This is a genomic window from Pontibacter flavimaris (assembly GCF_001907195.1).
Classification (GTDB): Bacteria; Bacteroidota; Bacteroidia; order Cytophagales; family Hymenobacteraceae; genus Pontibacter; species Pontibacter flavimaris.
The window spans coordinates 135,119-154,417 of record NZ_LVWA01000002.1 but is presented as its reverse complement, the minus strand read 5'-3'; the positions used below and the strand labels follow the sequence as shown (position 1 = coordinate 154,417).

The window sequence follows — 19,299 nt, the reverse complement described above, 5'->3', positions numbered from 1 at the left end:
ACAAGTATAGCTTGTGTCAGGAAGCAGGAAGCAGCGGCTATGCAAGTATAAATCTGAAAGTAGGAAGGATACGCTTGCAGCAGCTTGCCCACAAGATCCTTTCAGGATGACAAAAGAGGGACGGTGTTGTCGCTGTCATTGGCAAGTATAGCAGCAAGTATGGTAGCACAGCCGAAGTATAAATATGGCTCTGCGGGCCAGTCGAGTCAGAGACCCGACACCATAGCAGGATACGAGTTGCAAATACGCGCCCGCAGAAGGCGAAGTTATACAGTCTAAAACAACAAAGCCCGGCTTATGCAGCCGGGCTTTGTCTATCTAAGAGAAAGAAGGTTTTCTAAATTAAGCGGAGAAAGAGCTTCCGCAGCCGCAGGTGCTGCTAGCCTGTGGGTTGTTGAAGATAAAGCCACGGGCGTTCAGGCCGTCCTGGAAATCAACCTCCATGCCCATCACGTACATGCCGTGCTTCTTGTCCATGATTAGCGTTACGCCGTCCAGCTCGAACGTCTCATCTGACTCTTTCGGCTTGTCGAAGCCCAACAGGTAGGAAAGCCCGGAGCAGCCACCGCCCTGCACACCAATGCGCAGGCCATACTCAGCTGGTACGTTTTTCTCCTTCAATATATTCTTAACCTCATGCAAGGCTTTTTCTGTCAGGGTTATCGGTGCAGTCTTAGTTTCTGTTGCCATAGTATGAATGTCTTTATTTGTAGCCACAAACTTACGCAATATTCTATAAAGATGCTTGCTGACGCTACGTTGTACCTAGTAAACAGGCAAAGGAAGAAAATGATTCATGCCCGCAGAATTAATTTTTTGCGATATTTATACTTTCAAAGACAGCGAACATGGTTAATTTTTTTGCTTTACTCATAGAACTGATAAAACTTGCCCTGCCCGCCCTGGTGCTGGTAGCAGGATTATACTTTTTGCTGCAGAAGCACTACGAGCGCGAAGACCGCCTGCGGGCAGAGCGCGCGCAGCAGAAAGAGAGCAATAACTCTAAGACCATCACCCCGATACGCCTGCAGGCCTATGAGCGCGTGGTGCTGCTGCTCGAGCGCATTACGCCCAGCAACCTGCTGCTGCGCGTAAGCCCGGCCGGGCAAACGGCGGCCGAGTACCACCGCCTGCTGCTCTCCGAGATCCGCAACGAGTTCAACCACAACATGTCGCAGCAGGTGTACATGAGCGAGAAGGCCTGGCAGCAGGTAAACCACGCCCGCGAGGATGTGGTGAAGCTCATCAACAAAACCTACCAGGAGTTACCCGAAGCCGCCCGCGGCACCGACCTGGCCAAGCGCGTGCTGGAGACCGTGCTGGTAAACGAGCAGGACCCCACCGCCCAGGCCATTAACCTGGTGAAGCAGGAAGTAAGGCAGACGTTTGGAAGCTAATAGAGTTAGAAGGTTAGAAGGTTAAAAAGTTAGAAAGTTCTGCCGCAAGTTTAGCGGTAGCGTAAATGTGGCTGAGTATGGAGCAAGTTTGCAACTTGCTTCCTGTGCCAGCAGAAAAGTATAGGTTGGCAGATATTTTATACTTTAATTAGTCGTGACCAAAGTATGAAGTATACCCAGCGCTTTTTCTCACCATTGTTGGTGTTATCACCAACAATTTATACTTCGGCATACTGCAGGGACGAAGTATGAAAGCTGATTAATTCAAGTATCAAGTATAGCCAACGCCTCAGCAGCTCTTGCTTTTCCAAAGCAAAACAAGTTGCAAACTTGCTCCATACTCAGCCACCAGTTACGCTACCGCTAAACTTTCGGCAGGATACGACAAAGTATAAATGAGAGCGGCTGGCACTATAAGTAGTGCCAGCCGCTCTCATTTATACTTCAGAATAGTTAACTCTTTAACTCCCAAACTCTCTAATTTTCTAACTCCCTCAGCTTTTCCAGCAGCCTCTCCACCTGCTCCATGCTGTGGGCGGGGAAGTTGGCGATTCGGATCTGGCTGTCTTTATACTTGCCGTAGCCACTGCCTACCTGCAAATCATATTTAGCTAAATGGCTGTTTACTTCTGAAGCGGGTATGCTGGTGTTGGCCACAATAGTGGTTTTGGAGCGATGCTTCGGGTTTTCTACAGCCGGTGAAAAGACGGTGCTCTGCTCCAGGAAAGTATAAATCTGGGCTGCCTTGGCCTCTGTTTCCTGCCGGATGGTGGCCACGCCCTTGCGGTTCATATCCTCGAGTACCTTGCCAAGCAGGTAGATGTTCAGCACATTTGGCGTTTCCACGGTTTGGCTCACCAGGGCTTTCTCCAGGAGAGTGGGCAGGGTATGGTAGGAGCCAATAGAAAGGCCGCTCTCCTGCAGCGCGCGGGCTTTGGCCATGCAGCGGTCGTTTACGAGCCACACGCCCAGGCCAGCGGGCAAACCAAAGCACTTCTGCACCGAAAAGTATACCGAGTCCACCAGCGTATAATCAAAGGCGGGGTAGGGAAGGGAGGATACCGCATCCACGTAAATGAGCGCATCGTCAGAAGCTTTCTCGCGGAACCGGTTGATGTCCTCCACCGGCAGGCAGGCGCCCGAGCTGGTCTCGTTCTGGATGAGTGCCACCAGTTCGGCCGTTTCCGGCACGTTTATACTTTCCACATCAAAGCCCTGCCCAAACGGCACCTCATGCAGCTGCGCCTCGCGGCCCAGTTCTTTTGCGGTTTCATAAAAGCGCTTTGAGAAGGAGCCGTTCACCAGATGGAAGCTCTCCCGCTGCACATTATTCTGGATGGCCCGCTCCCATACTTCGGTGGCCGACGCTACAAAAAACACCTCATACTCATCCGGCAACTGCAGCAGCTTGCGCAGGCCACTTTCAGCGCCGGCATAGATTTCCTGAAACTGCTTGCTGCGGTGCGAGATGGTGCCGATTTTCTGCGCCATCGCCTCCTGCATGTGCTGCGGCACCGTAGGGTACAGCTCCGACGGGCCGGGGGTAAAGTATACTTTGTTGTTCATGACTGAGACCTCAAATTAAGTATGAAGACCAGTGATGAAGTATGACTTTAGCGATTCCCAGGATCTTATACTTGATGAGCGGCTGGTTCATCCTTGCTGACGATATCACCCGGCAAGGATATCAGATTAGCTTCCGTAATTCACCGAACTGCTCCAGTCGCACAAAGTATAAAAACACAAAATATAGTGTCTCTACAAGTATAAAATCAGTCTAATCTATAAAATCATACTTCATCACCATTAATAAAGGATGCGGAACTTGATGGTGTGCGGCACCTGCCTCATATCGCCCACCACCTGCTTGTCGTAAGCCTTGTCGATGTCGGTGATCACATAGCCCACGCGCTCGTTCGTTTTCAGGTACTGGCCCAGGATGTTGACCTGGTTCTTGGCGAGTACCTGGTTGATGTTGGCCAGCACACCCGGCACGTTGGCGTGGATGTGGATGAGGCGGTGGGCGTTCTTCAGCTCCGGCAGCTGCAGGTTCGGGAAGTTCACGCTGCCATAGGTGTTGCCCGAGTTCACGTAATCCATGATGCGGTTGGGCACGAAGTTGGCAATGTTCTCCTGCGCCTCGGAGGTGCTGCCGCCCACGTGCGGGGTAAGTATCACGTTGGGCAGGCCGCACAGTTCGCTCTCAAACGGATCGCTGTTGGTGGCAGGTTCCTCGGGGAACACATCCACACCCGCGCCGCTTATCTTGCCCGATTTTATACTTTGCACCAGCGCCTCAATATCCACCACATGCCCGCGGCTCAAATTCAGGAAGATAGCGCCGTCCTTCATGGCGGCAAACTCCGCCGCGCCAAACATGTTTTTGTTCTCCGGGCGGCCGTCCACGTGCAGGGTCACGATGTCGGCTTTTTCGAGCAGCTCGTGCAGCGAGTTCACCTTGCGGGCGTTGCCCAGCTGCAGCTTCTCTATCACATCGTAGTAATATACTTCCATGCCCATGGCCTCGGCCAGCACCGACAGCTGCGCGCCAATGTTGCCGTAGCCCACAATGCCCAGCTTCTTGTCGCGCATCTCGAAGCTGCCCTTGGCCGATTTGTCCCATTTGCCCTGGTGCATCAGATTGCTCTTGTCTACCACACCGCGGCTCAGCATGATGATCTCACCCAAAGCCAGCTCCACCACGCTGCGGGTATTGCTGTAGGGGGCGTTAAATACGGTGATACCGGCCTCCAGGCAGGCCTCCAGATCTATCTGATTGGTGCCGATGCAGAAGGCGCCCACGCACATGAGGCGGTTGGCGTGCTCCAGCACCTTGCGCGTTACGTGCGTCTTGCTCCGGATGCCCAATATGGAAACGTTCTTTATCTTCTCGCACAGCTCCTCCTCGCTCAGCGCCCCACTAATGGTTTCTACCTGATAGCCCTCGTGGCGGAACAGCTCCACGGCCTGCGGGTGAACATTCTCTAGCAGCAGCACACTGATGCGGTTTTTAGGGTAGGATATAGCCATCGGTAATTTATTTTGATACAGGAATTCGTCGAGGCTGGGGGCAATGTGCTCGGCCTTGGCCACCACGCTTTCGCGGGTCACGTTTTCGGTAAAGGCGTAGAACTTGTTGGCCAGCCCGGCCTCTTTAATCTCATAGTCGGTGTAGCCGTCGCCCAGTACGTACACATCGCCCGGAAGCGCCAGCTGCTCCAGCAGTTTTATCTTGCCCTTGTCCAGGCTCAGCGGGTTCTGCTCGTCAAAGCCGGTCAGGTTGCCCTGCGCGTCCACCTCAAAGGTGTTCGCATACACGTTTTCCTCCTTAATGCCATACTCGGTTACGATCGGGGTGATGAACTCCTTAAAGCCGCTGGAGATGATGTAGATCTGATCAGCGTACTCGTGCAGGAACTCGCGGTTGCGGCGAATCGAGTCCGATACTTTCTCTTTAAGTATGCCGATAAGCTGCGGCAGATGGCGCTGGTGTGCCTGCAGCAGGCGCAGGCGCTGGGTCAGCCCCTCCGAGAACGAGCTCTTGCCGGCCATGGCGCTGTCGGTGATCTGTTTTACCTGGTCGAGCAAGTGCTCGCGCTCCGGATGGTTTTGCAGTGAGATGGCACCCAGTTCATCCAGGGCCTCTACCTGCGTAAAGGTGCTGTCAAAATCGATGATGATGTACTTGTCCTTGCTCATGGTAAGGTATGGTTCCTAACGAAGTAAGCCCGTAAGGTATAAAAAAAGAACCGGCCGTGCAGCAGCAGACAGGTTCTTTTTGATGTTATGCTTCTGTGAACGGCAGGCTACAACAGGGCCAACTGCTCCTTTATAATGCGCTGGTAGAACCCTTCATACACCGGTACGATCTTCTGGACGTCAAAATCTCTGGCGCGCTGCAGGGCATTGGCCTTAAACTGCGGCAGGTGCTCATCGTCGAGTATGTAAAGGGCGTTCTGCACCATCTCATCCACAGCGCCGACCGGGCTCACAAACCCCGTTACGCCGTTGATGTTGAGCTCCGGTATGCCCCCGGCGTCGGAGGAGATCACCGGCACCTCGCACGCCATGGCCTCCAGGGCGGCCAAGCCAAAGCTTTCCTTTTCGGAGGGCATCAAAAACAGGTCGGAAATGGAAAGCACCTCCTCCACGGCCTCCAGTTTACCCAGAAAGCGCACATCCTGGTAAATCTGCAGCTCGCGGCACAGCTTTTCCATTTTCGGGCGCTCGGGGCCGTCCCCTACCATCAACAGGCGGCTTGGCATTTTCTCGTGCACCTTCGCAAAGATCCGGATCACGTCCTCCACGCGCTTCACGCCCCGGAAGTTGGAGGTATGCACGAGCAGCTTCTCGTTGTTGGGCGCTATGGCCAAACGGAAGTGCTCTTTCTTCTGGCGCCTGAACTTCTCCAGGTCTATAAAGTTGGGGATCACCTCAATGTCTTTCTCTATCTGGAAGAAGTCATAGGTTTCGGCGCGCAGGCTGTCCGAAACGGCCGTCACCCCATCCGACTGGTTGATGCTGAAGGTTACGACCGGCTCAAAAGAGGCGTCCTTGCCCACCAGCGTAATGTCGGTGCCGTGCAGCGTCGTGATCACGGGGATGTTGATGCCCTTGGTGCGCAGGATCTGCTTGGCCATGTAGGCGGCTGAGGCATGCGGGATGGCGTAATGCACGTGCAGCACGTCGAGCTTCTCAAACCGGACGATGTCTACCATCTTACTGGCCAGCGCCAACTCATAGGGCGGGTACTGAAACAGGGGGTAGGTGGGGATGTATACTTCGTGATAGAAAAGATTCTCGTTGAAGATATCGAGACGGGCCGGCTGGCTATAGGTGATGAAGTGAACCTGGTGCCCCATCAGGGCCAGGGCTTTGCCAAGCTCAGTGGCTACCACGCCGCTGCCGCCAAAGGTTGGGTAACAGACAATACCAATTCTCATAGTTGGGGATGTATGGCAAAAAAACAAGTGCAGCCCCATTTTGTTGCTGCACTCGCGAAAGTACTTAAATAATTTTATGTTTTGGGTACCATGGCCTTGTAGATCACATCGTGTATCCGGGTGCGGATGTTATACTTTACCAGCTTGTTGTTGCTGGCGTCAGGGTACACCCGGTTCGACAGGAAAATGTAGATCAGCTTGTTGTCGGGGTCTGTCCAGGCGGCGGTGCCGGTAAAGCCGGTGTGGCCGAAGGTGCTTGGCGAGGCCAGGCTGGAGGTTGGGCCGTTGCCGTCCGGGGCGGGCTTATCCCAGCCCAGGCCGCGGCGGCTGCCCTCAAACTGCCTTGCCGCAAACTCCGACACCACCTCCGAAGTATAGTATTTGTGCCCGCCGTAGTTGCCGTTGTTCATGTTCATCTGCATCAGGATGGCCAGGTCGTTGGCGTTCGAGAATAGTCCGGCGTGGCCGCCCACGCCACCCATCATGGCGGCTCCCTGGTCGTGCACGGTGCCCCGGATCAGGTTCTTGCGGAAATAGTTGTCATCCTCCGTGGGGGCGATGATCTCGCGCGGGTGCTTGAGCAGCGGCGTATACGTTAAGGTGCCCAGGCCCAGCGGGGCGTAGAAGTTCTGGTCCATAAACTCCTCCAGCGGCTGGTTGAGCATGGTTTCGGCCAGACGCTTCATGATGTAGAAGCCAAGGTCGCTGTAGGCGTAGTCGTAATTACCCGTTTTATGTTTCGGCATCAGCGGTGTCTTCACGGTCCAGGCCCACAGGGAGTCCTCCATGGAGTTGATAGAGTATACCCCCGGGATGACCTCGTTCATGTACGTGTCGTTTTGGGTGCTGGCGTAGAAGGTCTCCTTCAGCTTGCGGTTGTCTATCGTCTTCTGCCAGGTCGGGATGCCCGGCTTCAGGCCGGCCTGGTGCGCCAGGATGTCGCGCAGCACCAGGTTCTCCTTGTTGGTGCCATTCACCTCAGGCAGGTACGTGCCCAGCTTCTCGTCCAGGCTGATCTTGCCCTGGTCCTTCAAAAACATGATGGCCTGCAGCGTGGCGGCCACCTTGGTGATGGAGGCGATGTCGTAAATGGTATTCCTGGTTACTGGCTTGGCGGCGTCGTAAGTATAGTGGCCATAGGCTTTGTTGTAGATCACGGTGCCATCCTTTACCACCAGCACCTGCATGCCTGGCGTGGCAGCGTAGGCAATTGCCTCGGTGGCAATGTTGTCGATCTGGGCCAGGGTTTTGGAATCCATGCCCACGCTCTCCGGCACGCCATACTTCAGGCGGCCCAAGGTGGCGGTGGGCAGGCCGGTGCCGGCCGTATACTTGGCGGAGGCAGAGATCGGCAGCTTGCCCTGGGCGGCCCGGGCGCCAAACAGCACCTGCGGCACCAGCGACTGCGAGATCGGGTTGTCCTCATAACCGGCTACCACCCACTTGTTGTCCTCGAATAGTTTCAGACTATAGGCGTTGCCCATCACGGCTACCACCACTTTCTTATCGGTGCGCTCGCGCAGGTACTGGATAAAGGCCAGTGTGCCGGTACCGATGCCGTAGTTCTTAGCGGGTGTGCTGTTCATGCCATGGATGCTCACCACCACCACATCGTTATCCGCCAGCTGCGGGATGATGTTGGTAAAGGCGGAGTCGGGGGCGTAGCGGTCGGGGATGGTGAAGCGGTTGACGGGCGCATAGTTGGCCATCGTCTCCTGGAAGGCGTTGTTCACGGAGGCGCCCACCGCTACAGAGGCTATACTTAGGGTATCCAGGTTACGGAAGGGGATCAGGTTCTTCTCGTTCTCCACCACCGTTACGGCGTGCTCGTAGAGCTGCTCCTGCACCACGCGGCTGGCGGGGCGGTCGATGTCCTGCTCGAGGTTCTCCAGCTTTACGGGCTTATACTTGTTCAGGCCGGCCCAGTACTTGGCGTGCAGGATCTTGCGCACGCGCTGGTCTATCTCCGCCTGCGTGATCTGTCCTTTCTTTACCGCCTTCGTAATTTTATCTACCGCCGTGGGCACGTCCTCCGGGAACAGGAGCACATCGTTGCCTGCCAGCAGGGCCTTCAGGTCCAGTTCGCCGGGCTTATGGTAGCGGCTCACGCCCTGCATATTCAGGGCATCGGTAAACACCAGCCCTTTATACTTCATTTTCTCCTTCAGGAGGCCTGTCACGATAGGCTTGGACAAGGTGGCTGCCTGGTTCTTGGTGGAGTCCACGTTGGGCAAGTATAAGTGCGCCACCATCACGCCCATCACGCCGGCATCGAACGACTGCTTAAACGGGTAGAGCTCTACCTCCGTCAGGCGTTTCATGTCGTGCTGCAGGATGGGCAGGTTGTAATGGGAGTCGGTATCGGTGTCGCCGTGGCCGGGGAAGTGCTTGGCCACCGCCATCACGCCGTGGTCCTGCAGGCCGCGGATATAGGCCACGCCATAGCGGCTCACGGTTTCCTTGGACTCCCCGAAGGAGCGGGTGCCGATCACCGGGTTGTTGGCATTGTTGTTCACGTCCAGCACCGGCGAGAAGCTCACGTTCACGCCCAGGCGCTTCATCTTCAGGGCTATCTCGCGGGCCATCAGGTACACGTAGCGCTCGTCGTGCATGGCGCCCAGCGTCATCTGGCGGGCAAAGTGCATGCTGCTGTCCAGGCGCATGTTCAGGCCCCACTCGGCATCCATGGCCACCAGCAGCGGCACCTTGGCCTGCCCCTGGAAGCGGTTGGTAAGGATGGCCTGGCGCTTGGGCCCGCCCTGCATGAACATCAGGCCGCCAATGTTGTACTGGCTTACCAGGGAGTCGACGTGGTTGACGTGCTTTTGGTCTTTGTTGGAGTAGGCGGCCACCATAAACAGCTGGCCGATCCGTTGCGCAGGGGTAAGGGAGGTAAGCACGCTGTCGACCCATTGCTGTTCCCGGGTGCTCACGATAATCTCCTCTGACGGGTTAAACGACATCAGGGGACCCATGACAAGAAAAACAAGAATCAACACACCTACACTAAAATTCTTCAACATCCTACGCTACTATTTAATTATTGGAACAAGTCAAAATTAAGCCTAATTTTGCACAAGGCGGCTCAGAATTACAGACAATTTCAGCTTGTTTGGCGGCTTTTTTGCTGACTGGCCTGATAAGTAGAAGGAGGCCCTTGCAACCTATCTGCAGCTTAAGTGGCACTAAGGGGGAGTCTTCAGAGTGCTAACGCCACCAGCCCCGGCTTTGATATATTGGTTTGTCATACTTTTCCAGACAAAAAGGAGAGCCAAACCGTTAGCAGAACTTCAGCCCCTGATGTAGAAGCGGTCTGTAAATTTATAATATATTTTTCGCTGAAATAGTTCTGTATTTACAAATAAGAATGAGCAAATATTTGGCCACAATGGCAGAACCGGCCTTATTTTACTAAAGATAAACTATATAGTTAGAAGGAGTTAGAAAAGCGGATGCCCGATATCATACATTTACTGCCTGATTTCCTTGCCAACCAGATTGCGGCTGGCGAGGTGGTGCAACGCCCTGCCTCCGTGGTGAAGGAATTGCTGGAGAACGCCATCGACGCGCAGGCCACCAGCATCCAACTGATCGTGAAAGAGGCAGGCAAGCAGCTGGTGCAGGTGGTGGACAATGGGGTAGGCATGACCGAGACCGACGCCCGCATGTGCTTTGAGCGCCACGCCACCTCCAAGATCCGCACCACCGACGACCTGTTCCGCATCCGCACGATGGGGTTCCGGGGCGAGGCCATGGCCTCGATCGGAGCGGTGGCGCAGGTAGAGCTTAAAACCAAGCCAACCGGGGCCGAAACGGGCACCAGGCTGCTGATAGAAGGCTCCGAAGTGGTGGCGCAGGAGCCGGTGGTCACGCCGGAGGGAACCTCCATCGCCGTCAAGAACCTCTTTTATAACGTGCCGGCGCGCCGTAACTTCCTCAAGTCCAACGCAGTGGAGATGCGCCACATCCTGGAGGAGTTCCAGCGGGTGGCCCTGGCTTACCCAGACATCGCCTTCTCGCTGCACCACAACGAACTGGAGGTGTTTAACCTGCCCGCCACCAAGCTGAGCCAGCGGATTGTCAGTATACTGGGCAGTACCTATAAAAACCAGATGGCCTACTGCGAGGAGGACACGGGCTTTCTGGTGGTGAAAGGCTACATTGGCAAGCCGGAGCACGCCAAGAAAACGCGCGGTGAGCAGTTCTTTTTCGTCAACAACCGCTTTGTGAAGAGCGGCTACCTGAACCACGCCGTGATGACGGCCTTTGAGGGACTGGTGGCCAAGGAGAACCACCCGTTCTACGTGCTCTTCATCGAGATCGACCCGGAGAAGATCGACATCAACGTGCACCCGACCAAGACGGAGATAAAGTTTGAGGACGAGAAAACGGTGTATGCCATTGTACATGCGGCCGTGAAACGTGCCCTCGGTGCCTACAACATTGCCCCCTCGCTGGACTTTGAGCAGGATGTGAACTACGCGCCGCTGCAGCCCATCCGTTTGCAGGGTGGCTTTAACAGCGAGTTTGAGCCGGAGCGGAAAACCTCTGGCAGTGGCGGGAGCACTTCTTTTCCGGGCTTTACGCCGCCGGCCACCACCAAGCGCGCCGTTTCCAGGGGATGGGAGCAGCTGTATGAGCCGATGAAAGACGTGCAGCAGCAGGAGCGCGCAAGTATGGGCACTTCAGAAACAGGCCTGTTGAGCAACGCCTTTGCTGCGCCGGACACAGCGCCTGCCTCTGCTAAGAAAGCCATCCAGATACACCAGAAATACCTGCTGGTGCAGGTGAAATCCGGAATGATGGTGATAGACCAGCAGGCGGCACAGGAGCGCATCCTCTACGAGAAGTACATGGCCTCGCTGCAGAAGAAGACAGGGGCCTCGCAGGCGCTGCTGTTCCCGCAAACCGTGGAGCTCTCGCCTGCCGATGCCGTGCTGATAAAGGAGCTGGCGGCGGAGTTTAAGGACATGGGCTTCCAGTTTGAGGACTTCGGAGGCAACACCATCATCCTGAATGGCATACCGGCCGATGTGCTGGCTGCCGACGAAAAAGAGTTGCTGGAGGAGTTGATTGAGCAGTACAAAAACAATTCGGCTACGTTAAAGCTTGATAAAAGGGAGAACCTGGCCCGCGCCATGGCCAAACGGCTGTCGGCGCGCCTGCTGGCACGCATGAGCGACCTGGAAATGAATTCGCTCGTAGACAGGCTTTTTGCATGCCAGGTGCCGAACTATACGCCCGGCGGCCAGAAAACGCTCGTGATCATGGAGCTAAGCCAGCTGCACGATCTTTTCCTGAAAAACTGATTTTAACTGCTGAATTGTTGATTGTTAAACGGTTGGTTCCGTTTTTCAGACAGGAAACACAACACTACTACTGATCCAAAGTATAGGCTCGGGTCTCAAGCACGGAGCTTATACTTCCAAAAAGAAAAAATCGCATGTTCAATATCACCCCTATGGTCAGGAACCTCCTGATCATCAACGTGGTTGTTTTCCTGTTGCAGATCAACGGCGTGATCAGTCTGGAGACGTTTGCCCTGCACTATTTTGGCTCCGAGTTGTTCCGCCCCATCCAGCTGTTCACCCACATGTTCATGCATGGCGGCTGGTCGCACCTGTTCAGCAACATGTTCAGCCTCTTTATCTTCGGGCCAATGCTGGAGCGGTTCTGGGGGCCGCAGCGCTTCCTGGCTTTCTACCTTATTACGGGCCTTGGGGCCAGCCTTTTATACTCCGGGGTGCGCGCCTACGAGCTCAACGGCCTGGAAAGCGAAACGGCCACCTACATGGTGAACCCCGAGCCGATGGCCTTCTATAACTACATGGAGGAGCACTACAACGGCCGCTACAACACCGAGTTTGCCGTGGAGTTCCGTCGCAGCCCTGACAACCCGACCTATATAGAAGAAAGCAAGGAGGCCGTGCGTTACGTGTTCGAGCAGGTGTTCAACAGCCCGATGCTGGGCGCCTCCGGGGCCGTTTTTGGCATCCTGATGGCCTTTGGCCTGCTGTTCCCCAACCTGGAGCTGTTCCTCATCTTCCTGCCCATCCCCATAAAGGCCAAGTACTTTGTGCTGCTGTATGGGGGGTACGAATTGTATGCCGGCTTTAACCGGGTGCCCGGCGATAACGTAGCACACTTTGCGCACCTCGGCGGCATGCTGTTCGCGTATATACTGGTAAGAATGTGGCAGCGCAACGATTACCGTAACTTCTAAGGCATAATGAGTATAACCGACGATATAAAAAACGCTTTCCGGCAGCCCAACAACACGCTCAAGCAGCTCATCCTCATCAACGTGATCGTGTTTGTGGTGCTGATCGTGACGCGCACCATCCTGATCCTGACGAGCGGCACCTGGGTCTACAATGCCACCATGCGTTTCCTGGCGCTAAACCCAGACCTGTTTATCTTCATCACCCGCCCCTGGACACTGATCACCTATTTCTTCACCCACGAGGGCTTCCTGCACATCATCTTCAACATGCTCAATCTGTACTGGTTCGGGCAGCTGCTGCGCGAGTACCTGGGCGACAGGAAATTGCTGAGCCTGTACATGCTGGGCGGTATTGCCGGCGGCGTGCTCTACATGCTGAGCTACAACTTCATCCCATACTTTGCGGATCGCGCCGCTTACTCGTTTATGATCGGCGCCTCGGCCAGTGTGCTGGCCATTGTGGTGGGCGCGGCCACGCTGCTGCCTAACTTCGCCTTCAACCTGATCCTGATCGGCCCGGTCCGGATAAAGTATATCGCCGCTTTCCTGGTGCTGCTCTCCATCTCCGGTGCCGTAGGCGACAACGCCGGCGGCAACATTGCCCACCTGGGCGGCGCCTTTATAGGGTGGCTGTTTGTGAAGCAGTTGCAGCGCGGCAACGACATGGGGCGACCCGTGCTGGCAGTCCTCGATTTTTTCGCGAACCTGTTCAAGCGCAAGCCAAAGCTAAAGGTAACGCACAGCAGCTTTACCGGCGGCAGGGCCAAGCCCAACGGCAAGAGCAGTAGCAGCAACGGCCCCATTAGCCCCGACCAGAGCGAGATAGACCGCATCCTTGACAAGATTTCCAGCTCCGGCTACGAGAGCCTCTCCAAGGAAGAAAAGCAAAAGCTCTTCCAGGCAAGCCAGAAAGACTAACAACAAAAGCGGCAGCTCTCCCAAGAGTTGCCGCTTTTATTGCTAGCTATACGTAGCAAGCGGCAAAGTATGAGGCGCTTAAGTGTGATTGCAGCAGCAGAAGTGGGGCCGGGTAAAACCCTATGGCGGCAGGTAAGTATAAACTGCAATCACACGGACTTTATGACAAGAAGTATAGCGAAGTGCAATTTTATAGGGCTGCTGCTCGGCTGTTGGCTGGGCACTCACGCGGCATCGGCACAAATCAACTCACCACAACAGGATAGCATAACCATAGCCATCGCCCCGGATTACAACGACGTGAGCAAGCGTCACCGCTTCTGGTTCGGCGATAATTACCGCGAGCTTTGGGCCACCCCTGTTAAAATGCGGGTTTTAAGGCTGAGCGAGGAACAGGGAGGCATGAAGATACTGCAGCGCGGCGGCGGGCAGCAGACCAAGTCGTTGCGCCTGCAGGACTCCACCGGCAGGGAGTGGGCGCTGCGCACGGTGCAGAAAGACCCGGAGAAAGCCCTGCCCGAGAACCTGCGCGAAACCGTAGCCAAAGATATTGTGCAGGACCAGATTTCGGCCTCGCACCCCTTTGGCGCGCTGGTGGTGCCGCCCCTGGCCGAGGCGCTGAACGTGCTGCACACCAACCCCGAGATCGTGTACCTGCCCGACGACCCCGCCCTGCAGGCCGACTCCCTGGCCGCCTATGCCAACGCCGTATACTTGCTGGAGGAGCGCGAGCCAGTCCGGCACGGCGTGGATACCGACAACACCGAGAAGGTGCTGGAGAAGCTGGAGGAGGATAACGACGACCGCGTAAACCAGCACGCCGTGCTGCGGGCCAGGCTGCTCGACATCGTGGTAGGCGACTGGGACCGCCACGAGGACCAATGGCGCTGGCGCGACCTGGAGGATGAAGTCGGCAAGATCTACGACCCTATCCCGCGCGACCGGGATCAGATCTTCTTTAAGAACGAGGGCGTTATTCCGAAGATAGGGTCCAGGAAATGGATCATGCCCAAGTTCCAGGGATTTGATGAGGAGATACGCGGCATAGAGGGCTTCAACTTTAACGCCCGCTACTTCGACCGCATGTTCATGAACCAATTGGGGGAGGAGGAGTGGCGCGAGGAGGTGCGCTTTGTGCAGCAGCAGCTAACGGATGGGTTGATCGATGAGGCCGTGCGGCGCATGCCGCCGCCTATCTACGCGCAGAGCGGCCCGGAGATCGCCCGCATCATTAAAGCCCGCCGCGATAACCTGATGGAGCAGGCCATGACCTATTACCGCTTCCTGGCCAAGGCAGTGGATGTGCCGGGCTCGGACAAGCACGAGGAGTTTGTGCTGGATTACCTGCCGGGCGGCGATATCAACCTGAAAGTATACAAGATAAAGAAGGAGGGCAACCGTGACCGCCTGCTGATGGACCGCACCTTTACCCCGAAGGTGACGAAAGAGCTGCGCCTGTACGGCCGTGGCGATGAGGATGTGTTCACGGTGCAGGGCAGCGGCAAATCAAGTATAAGGGTGCGCCTGATAGGAGGGGGCAGCGCCGATACCTTTAAGGTGTCCAGCGACTTCCGTAACAAAGGCAAGCTGCTGATCTACGACCGCTCGGACGAGGAAAACATACTTCCGGACAAAAGCGTGGCCAGGATCCGCACCTCCACCGACACCATCGTGAACCACTACGACCCGCGCAGTTTTAAGTATAACCAGCTGATGCCACTGGCCACCGTAGGCTATAACCTGGACGATGGGGTGTTGCTGGGTATCGGCTTCAAGTATACCAAGCACGGTTTCCGGAAGGAGCCCTATGCGGCGCAGCACAAACTGATGGTGGGGCACGCGCTGGCCACCAATGCCTTCTTCGGAAGCTATGAGGGGGATTTCCCGCACCTGATCGGCAAGTTCGACCTGGGCGTGGAACTGGACGCGAAGGCCCCTAACAATACCAGTAACTTCTTTGGAGTAGGCAACAACACCGAGTTCATCGACACCGGCAGCAAACCCATCCGCTATTACCGCACCCGTTACGACTTTATAGAGTCGCAGGTGGTGCTGCGGCGCCAGCTCACGCCAAGGTTCCAGGTCTACGGCGGCGTGACAGGGCAGTTCTTCAGCATGCAGCCTGGAGATAACGAGGGGCGCTTCATCAATTTATACCAGGCCGAAAACCCCGGAGAGAACCTGTTTGAGAGCAAGTACTTTGGCGGTTTGGTGGGAGGGTTTACCCTGGACACGCGCGATAGCGAAGTACAGCCTTCCAGCGGCATCTACTGGACCACCAGCCTGCGCGGCCTTGGGCAATTAAACGATGAGCAGGAAGAGTATGGGCAGCTGCAGTCGGAGGTGGGTTTATACTTTAAACTGAGCGAGGGGCTGGTAGTGGCCAACCGAATTGGCGGCGGCACCACCTACGGCGATCCGGCCTTTTTCCAGCTTTTATACCTGGGCGGCACCAACAACCTGCGCGGCTACCGCAATTACCGCTTTGCCGGCGACCAAATGGCTTTCCATAACCTGGAGCTGCGCCTCAAGCTGTTTGACTTTACCTCTTACCTGTTTCCGGGCACCTTCGGGTTGATCGGGTTTAACGACGTGGGCCGCGTGTGGTCCGACAGGGGAGGTGACGGTGGCGGCCTGCATCACGGCTACGGCGGCGGCATCTACGTGCTTCCGGCCGAACTCATACTTTTTCATGGTGTGGTCGGGGTTTCGGAAGACGGCGTGCTGCCATACTTTTCGGTTGGGTTCAGGTTTTAAGATGTGAGATAGTTTTCTGCAGTACCTGTTCCAACCACCCCTATCCCTCAGAGCTGCGCTCGCTACCTTCGAACTCTCGTTCTCGGTAGTCCAAGGAGGGGAGCCTGTTATTACTTATGCAGAAGTATAAGTTGCATGGCTGCTGCACTAGCGTGGACAGGTCGCGACCTGTCCCTACAAAGTATAAATTCAGAAGAAGAGTCTCGCAGCCGATTACATCCCCCTACCCCTTCGAAGGGGGACTTTGGTTCAAGCTTCGTCAGCGGCGGCTATTGGAATGATACCCAGCCTTTGGGTTGAGCGCCTTGTGAGATTCCGGTGCCCTGCAAGGGCATTGCGACCGGAGGGTAGCAAAGGAAGGGAACACAGCGCGATGCCCGAAGGCGAGGCCTCTCGGGCTTGAGAGCACCAAAGCAGGAAATGCAACAGTAGGTTTGTGGGAACTAGAGGATGAACGGCAGCTAGTAAGTATAGCTTGTGTCAAGTTGCGGAAAGCAATGGCTAATAGAGGTACAAGCGGACGCTTGCGCCAGAGAAGTATAAATTATAGGCAAAGCTTAAAAGCCAGGGCCGCTCCTTTTCGGAAGCGGCCCTGGCTTTATCAATAAGTATACTTTTATACTTAAGCTTTGGCAGCGTTGATCTTATCCAGTGCTTCCATTACCTCTTTCACGTGGCCACGTGACGTCTCCAGCAGTTGCTTCTCATCGTCGTTCAGTTGCAGCTCGATGATCTTCTCGATACCGTTCTTGCCAAGTATAACAGGTACACCTAAATAAACACCATCAATACCGTACTCACCTTCCAGCTTCACGCAAACCGGGAAAACACGGCGCTGGTCGCGCACGATGGCCTCTACCATCTGAGCGGCAGCTGAACCCGGTGCATACCAGGCAGACGTACCCATCAGTTTCACCAGCTCGCCGCCACCGTTCTTGGTGCGCTCCACTATAGCGTTCAGTTCTTCTTCGCCAATCAGTTCCGTTACCGGGATACCGCCTACGGTGGTGTAGCGCGGAAGCGGAACCATGGTGTCGCCGTGGCCGCCCATCAGCACCGCCTGGATGTCTTTTGGAGACACGTTCAGCGCCTCAGCCAGGAATGCACGGTAACGGGCAGTGTCCAGGATACCGGCCATACCCATTACGCGGGTGCGTGGCAGCTTGGATGTGATGTGCGCGGCATACGTCATCACGTCGAGCGGGTTAGATACTACGATGATGATGGCATCCGGAGAGTGCTTTACGATGTTCTCGGTTACCGACTGCACAATGCCGGCGTTGGTCGAGATCAGGTCGTCGCGGGTCATGCCGGGCTTGCGTGGAAGGCCCGAGGTGATCACCACCACGTCTGAGCCAGCGGTCTTGCTGTAATCGTTGGTTACACCCACCGTGCGGGTGTCGTACAGGTTGATTGGCGCTTTCTGCCAGATATCGAGTGCCTTGCCTTCGGCAAAACCTTCTTTAATATCCACTAAAACTACTTCGTTCGCGATTTCGCGGTAAGCCAGCACATCGGCGCACGTGGCCCCAACGTTACCAGCTCCAACTACAGTTACTTTCATTATCGGATATGGTTTATATTAGATTGAGAATTCGGTTAACTCCTGTAAAATTAGGAAAATCTATTGTAAAAACTTCGTTTTCGTATCAAGTATCACGACACACGTAGCACGACTTTTCTGGTTGACAAAGTGCTCTCTGAAGGCGTCGTGCTACCTGATACGTGCTACGGGATACGCTCAATGCTTATCTCCACCACCCGCTCGGTTTTATCGGTCACTTTAAAGCGGTTGTCGAGGCGCTGATTGACAACCCAGGCCACCGACTGATCCGAAATTAATAAGAGGGTCTGGTCCTTAAGGTTGGCCGGTATTTTTTTGTCTATCAGGAAATCGCTGATTTTTTTCTTGCCGTTCATGCCCAACGGCACAAACCAGTCGCCTTCCTGCCAGCTGCGCAGCTTCAGCGGGAACCTGAGCTGGTCGGCATCCAGGGCGGCCACGTGCGGTTTGGTGTTGAGTTTATACTTGTCGGCATCCACGTACCTGATCGCAAAGTATAAACTGCCTGCTTCCACGGCCGTATCGCCCTCATTTATAAGTATACTTCCGAAGTTGCTCAGGTTGCGCGGCGTGATCACGAGCTGGTCGCGGTCCTTCACCAACGTATGGGTCGGCGAGTCGAATTGCTTGCCCGAGATGCCGTCCAACGCCTCCACCAGTTCCAGCACCACGCTGTAGCTGAAGTTGAAGGGGCGCAGCAGCTCGTGCAGCAGCACCGGCAGGCCCGTGGCGTTCTGCAGCGGCACCAGCGACACGTACCAGGCATTTTCGGCCTCTTTTATACTTTGCTCGCGCAGGTTTTCGATGTAGGCGGCCACAATGCTTTCGGCGTGGCTCACGCGCTCGGCCGTGTGCTGCATCGTCTCCTCCAGGTTAGGGTTTATTTCCTTCAGAACCGGAATCACTTCGTGGCGGATCTTGTTGCGCTGGTATTTGGTGGTTTCGTTGGAGCTGTCCTCGCGCCAGATCAGCTTGCGCTCCGTCACGTACCCGTAAATATCATCCTTGGTAACCGAGAGCATGGGGCGGATAATGTGGCCGTTTTTAGGCGGGATGCCGTGCAGCCCGGCAATGCCGGTGCCTTTGGTCAGGTGCAGCAATATCGTCTCCGTCAGGTCGTTACTGTGGTGGGCCGTGGCAATGTGGTCGTAGCCTTCCTGCTGCCTTACCTGCTCGAACCACGCGTAGCGCAGGGTGCGGGCCGCCATCTGGATCGAGAGCTTTTCCTGCGCGGCAAAGGCGCGGGTGTCAAAGTTCTCGGTAAAGAAGGGCACGTCATACTTTTTGGCCAGCTTTTTGGCGAACAGCTGGTCGGCCTCGGCGTCCTCGGCGCGCAGCCCGAAGTTGCAGTGCGCCACCGCGAACTCATACTTTAGCTGGTGCAGCACCTCGCAGAGCACCGCCGAGTCGATGCCGCCGCTAACGGCCGCTAAAATTTTATCTGTTGGCTGGCAAAGGCCATGGGCTAGTATATAACCTGAAACTTTCTGTAGCATA

12 protein-coding genes are annotated in these 19,299 nt (G+C 55.5%); 5 read left to right on the top strand and 7 right to left on the bottom strand.

Translation table 11 applies throughout. From position 1 onward, the window contains the following. Positions 1-342: 342 nt before the first annotated feature. Entirely contained in the window at positions 343-690 is a 348-nt protein-coding gene (locus A3841_RS00620; protein WP_073850361.1) for a HesB/IscA family protein, read from the bottom strand. Positions 691-848: 158 nt separating this feature from the next. Here A3841_RS00620 and A3841_RS00615 point away from each other — a divergent pair, with 158 nt between their 5' ends. Beyond that, complete coding sequence (locus A3841_RS00615; protein WP_073850360.1) at positions 849-1,397, top strand: DUF7935 family protein; 549 nt, start codon at positions 849-851, stop codon at positions 1,395-1,397. Positions 1,398-1,874: 477 nt separating this feature from the next. Here the strand turns inward: A3841_RS00615 and A3841_RS00610 are convergent, their stop codons facing one another. From A3841_RS00610 to A3841_RS00595, 4 genes are all read right to left on the bottom strand, one after another. Beyond that, positions 1,875-2,963: an aminotransferase class V-fold PLP-dependent enzyme gene (locus A3841_RS00610; protein ID WP_073850359.1), complete on the bottom strand. Its 1,089-nt coding sequence runs from the start codon at positions 2,961-2,963 to the stop codon at positions 1,875-1,877. Between the two features lie 240 nt (positions 2,964-3,203). Further along, positions 3,204-5,096: a phosphoglycerate dehydrogenase gene (gene serA / locus A3841_RS00605; RefSeq protein ID WP_073850358.1), complete on the bottom strand. Its 1,893-nt coding sequence runs from the start codon at positions 5,094-5,096 to the stop codon at positions 3,204-3,206. A gap of 107 nt (positions 5,097-5,203) precedes the next feature. Next, on the bottom strand, positions 5,204-6,340 hold the full coding sequence (gene bshA, locus A3841_RS00600) for an N-acetyl-alpha-D-glucosaminyl L-malate synthase BshA (RefSeq protein WP_170866119.1): 1,137 nt from the start codon (positions 6,338-6,340) through the stop codon (positions 5,204-5,206). A 74-nt stretch (positions 6,341-6,414) separates the two neighbouring features. After that, the gene (locus A3841_RS00595; protein WP_073850356.1) at positions 6,415-9,363 is read right to left on the bottom strand and encodes a glycoside hydrolase family 3 N-terminal domain-containing protein; all 2,949 of its coding nucleotides are present in this window, start codon (positions 9,361-9,363) and stop codon (positions 6,415-6,417) included. A 429-nt stretch (positions 9,364-9,792) separates the two neighbouring features. On the opposite strand from A3841_RS00595, the gene mutL reads away from it, so the two are divergent. The 4 genes from mutL to A3841_RS00575 all read left to right on the top strand — a co-directional run bounded on the left by mutL (position 9,793) and on the right by A3841_RS00575 (position 16,238). Beyond that, on the top strand, positions 9,793-11,649 hold the full coding sequence (mutL, locus tag A3841_RS00590) for a DNA mismatch repair endonuclease MutL (protein ID WP_073850355.1): 1,857 nt from the start codon (positions 9,793-9,795) through the stop codon (positions 11,647-11,649). A gap of 134 nt (positions 11,650-11,783) precedes the next feature. After that, positions 11,784-12,563 carry a rhomboid family intramembrane serine protease gene (locus A3841_RS00585; RefSeq protein ID WP_073850354.1) on the top strand — a complete coding sequence of 260 codons (780 nt, stop codon included), beginning with the start codon at positions 11,784-11,786 and terminating at the stop codon, positions 12,561-12,563. A gap of 6 nt (positions 12,564-12,569) precedes the next feature. Next, positions 12,570-13,481, top strand: a complete 912-nt coding sequence (locus A3841_RS00580; RefSeq protein ID WP_083610098.1) for a rhomboid family protein — start codon at positions 12,570-12,572, stop codon at positions 13,479-13,481. A 69-nt stretch (positions 13,482-13,550) separates the two neighbouring features. After that, on the top strand, positions 13,551-16,238 hold the full coding sequence (locus A3841_RS00575; protein ID WP_083610097.1) for a BamA/TamA family outer membrane protein: 2,688 nt from the start codon (positions 13,551-13,553) through the stop codon (positions 16,236-16,238). A gap of 622 nt (positions 16,239-16,860) precedes the next feature. Here the strand turns inward: A3841_RS00575 and mdh are convergent. Next, the gene (gene mdh, locus A3841_RS00570; protein ID WP_073850352.1) at positions 16,861-17,802 is read right to left on the bottom strand and encodes a malate dehydrogenase; all 942 of its coding nucleotides are present in this window, start codon (positions 17,800-17,802) and stop codon (positions 16,861-16,863) included. A gap of 164 nt (positions 17,803-17,966) precedes the next feature. After that, positions 17,967-19,298, bottom strand: a complete 1,332-nt coding sequence (tilS, locus tag A3841_RS00565) for a tRNA lysidine(34) synthetase TilS (protein ID WP_073850351.1) — start codon at positions 19,296-19,298, stop codon at positions 17,967-17,969. Position 19,299 lies beyond the last annotated feature (1 nt).

Bases quoted from the DNA above. Each gene is read 5' to 3' on its own strand.
- A3841_RS00620 (WP_073850361.1), bottom strand. From the start codon at position 690: ATGGCAACAGAAACTAAGACTGCACCGATAACCCTGACAGAAAAAGCC.
- A3841_RS00615 (WP_073850360.1), top strand. From the start codon at position 849: ATGGTTAATTTTTTTGCTTTACTCATAGAACTGATAAAACTTGCCCTG.
- A3841_RS00610 (WP_073850359.1), bottom strand. From the start codon at position 2,963: ATGAACAACAAAGTATACTTTACCCCCGGCCCGTCGGAGCTGTACCCT.
- serA (WP_073850358.1), bottom strand. From the start codon at position 5,096: ATGAGCAAGGACAAGTACATCATCATCGATTTTGACAGCACCTTTACG.
- bshA (WP_170866119.1), bottom strand. From the start codon at position 6,340: ATGAGAATTGGTATTGTCTGTTACCCAACCTTTGGCGGCAGCGGCGTG.
- A3841_RS00595 (WP_073850356.1), bottom strand. From the start codon at position 9,363: ATGTTGAAGAATTTTAGTGTAGGTGTGTTGATTCTTGTTTTTCTTGTC.
- mutL (WP_073850355.1), top strand. From the start codon at position 9,793: ATGCCCGATATCATACATTTACTGCCTGATTTCCTTGCCAACCAGATT.
- A3841_RS00585 (WP_073850354.1), top strand. From the start codon at position 11,784: ATGTTCAATATCACCCCTATGGTCAGGAACCTCCTGATCATCAACGTG.
- A3841_RS00580 (WP_083610098.1), top strand. From the start codon at position 12,570: ATGAGTATAACCGACGATATAAAAAACGCTTTCCGGCAGCCCAACAAC.
- A3841_RS00575 (WP_083610097.1), top strand. From the start codon at position 13,551: ATGAGGCGCTTAAGTGTGATTGCAGCAGCAGAAGTGGGGCCGGGTAAA.
- mdh (WP_073850352.1), bottom strand. From the start codon at position 17,802: ATGAAAGTAACTGTAGTTGGAGCTGGTAACGTTGGGGCCACGTGCGCC.
- tilS (WP_073850351.1), bottom strand. From the start codon at position 19,298: ATGCTACAGAAAGTTTCAGGTTATATACTAGCCCATGGCCTTTGCCAG.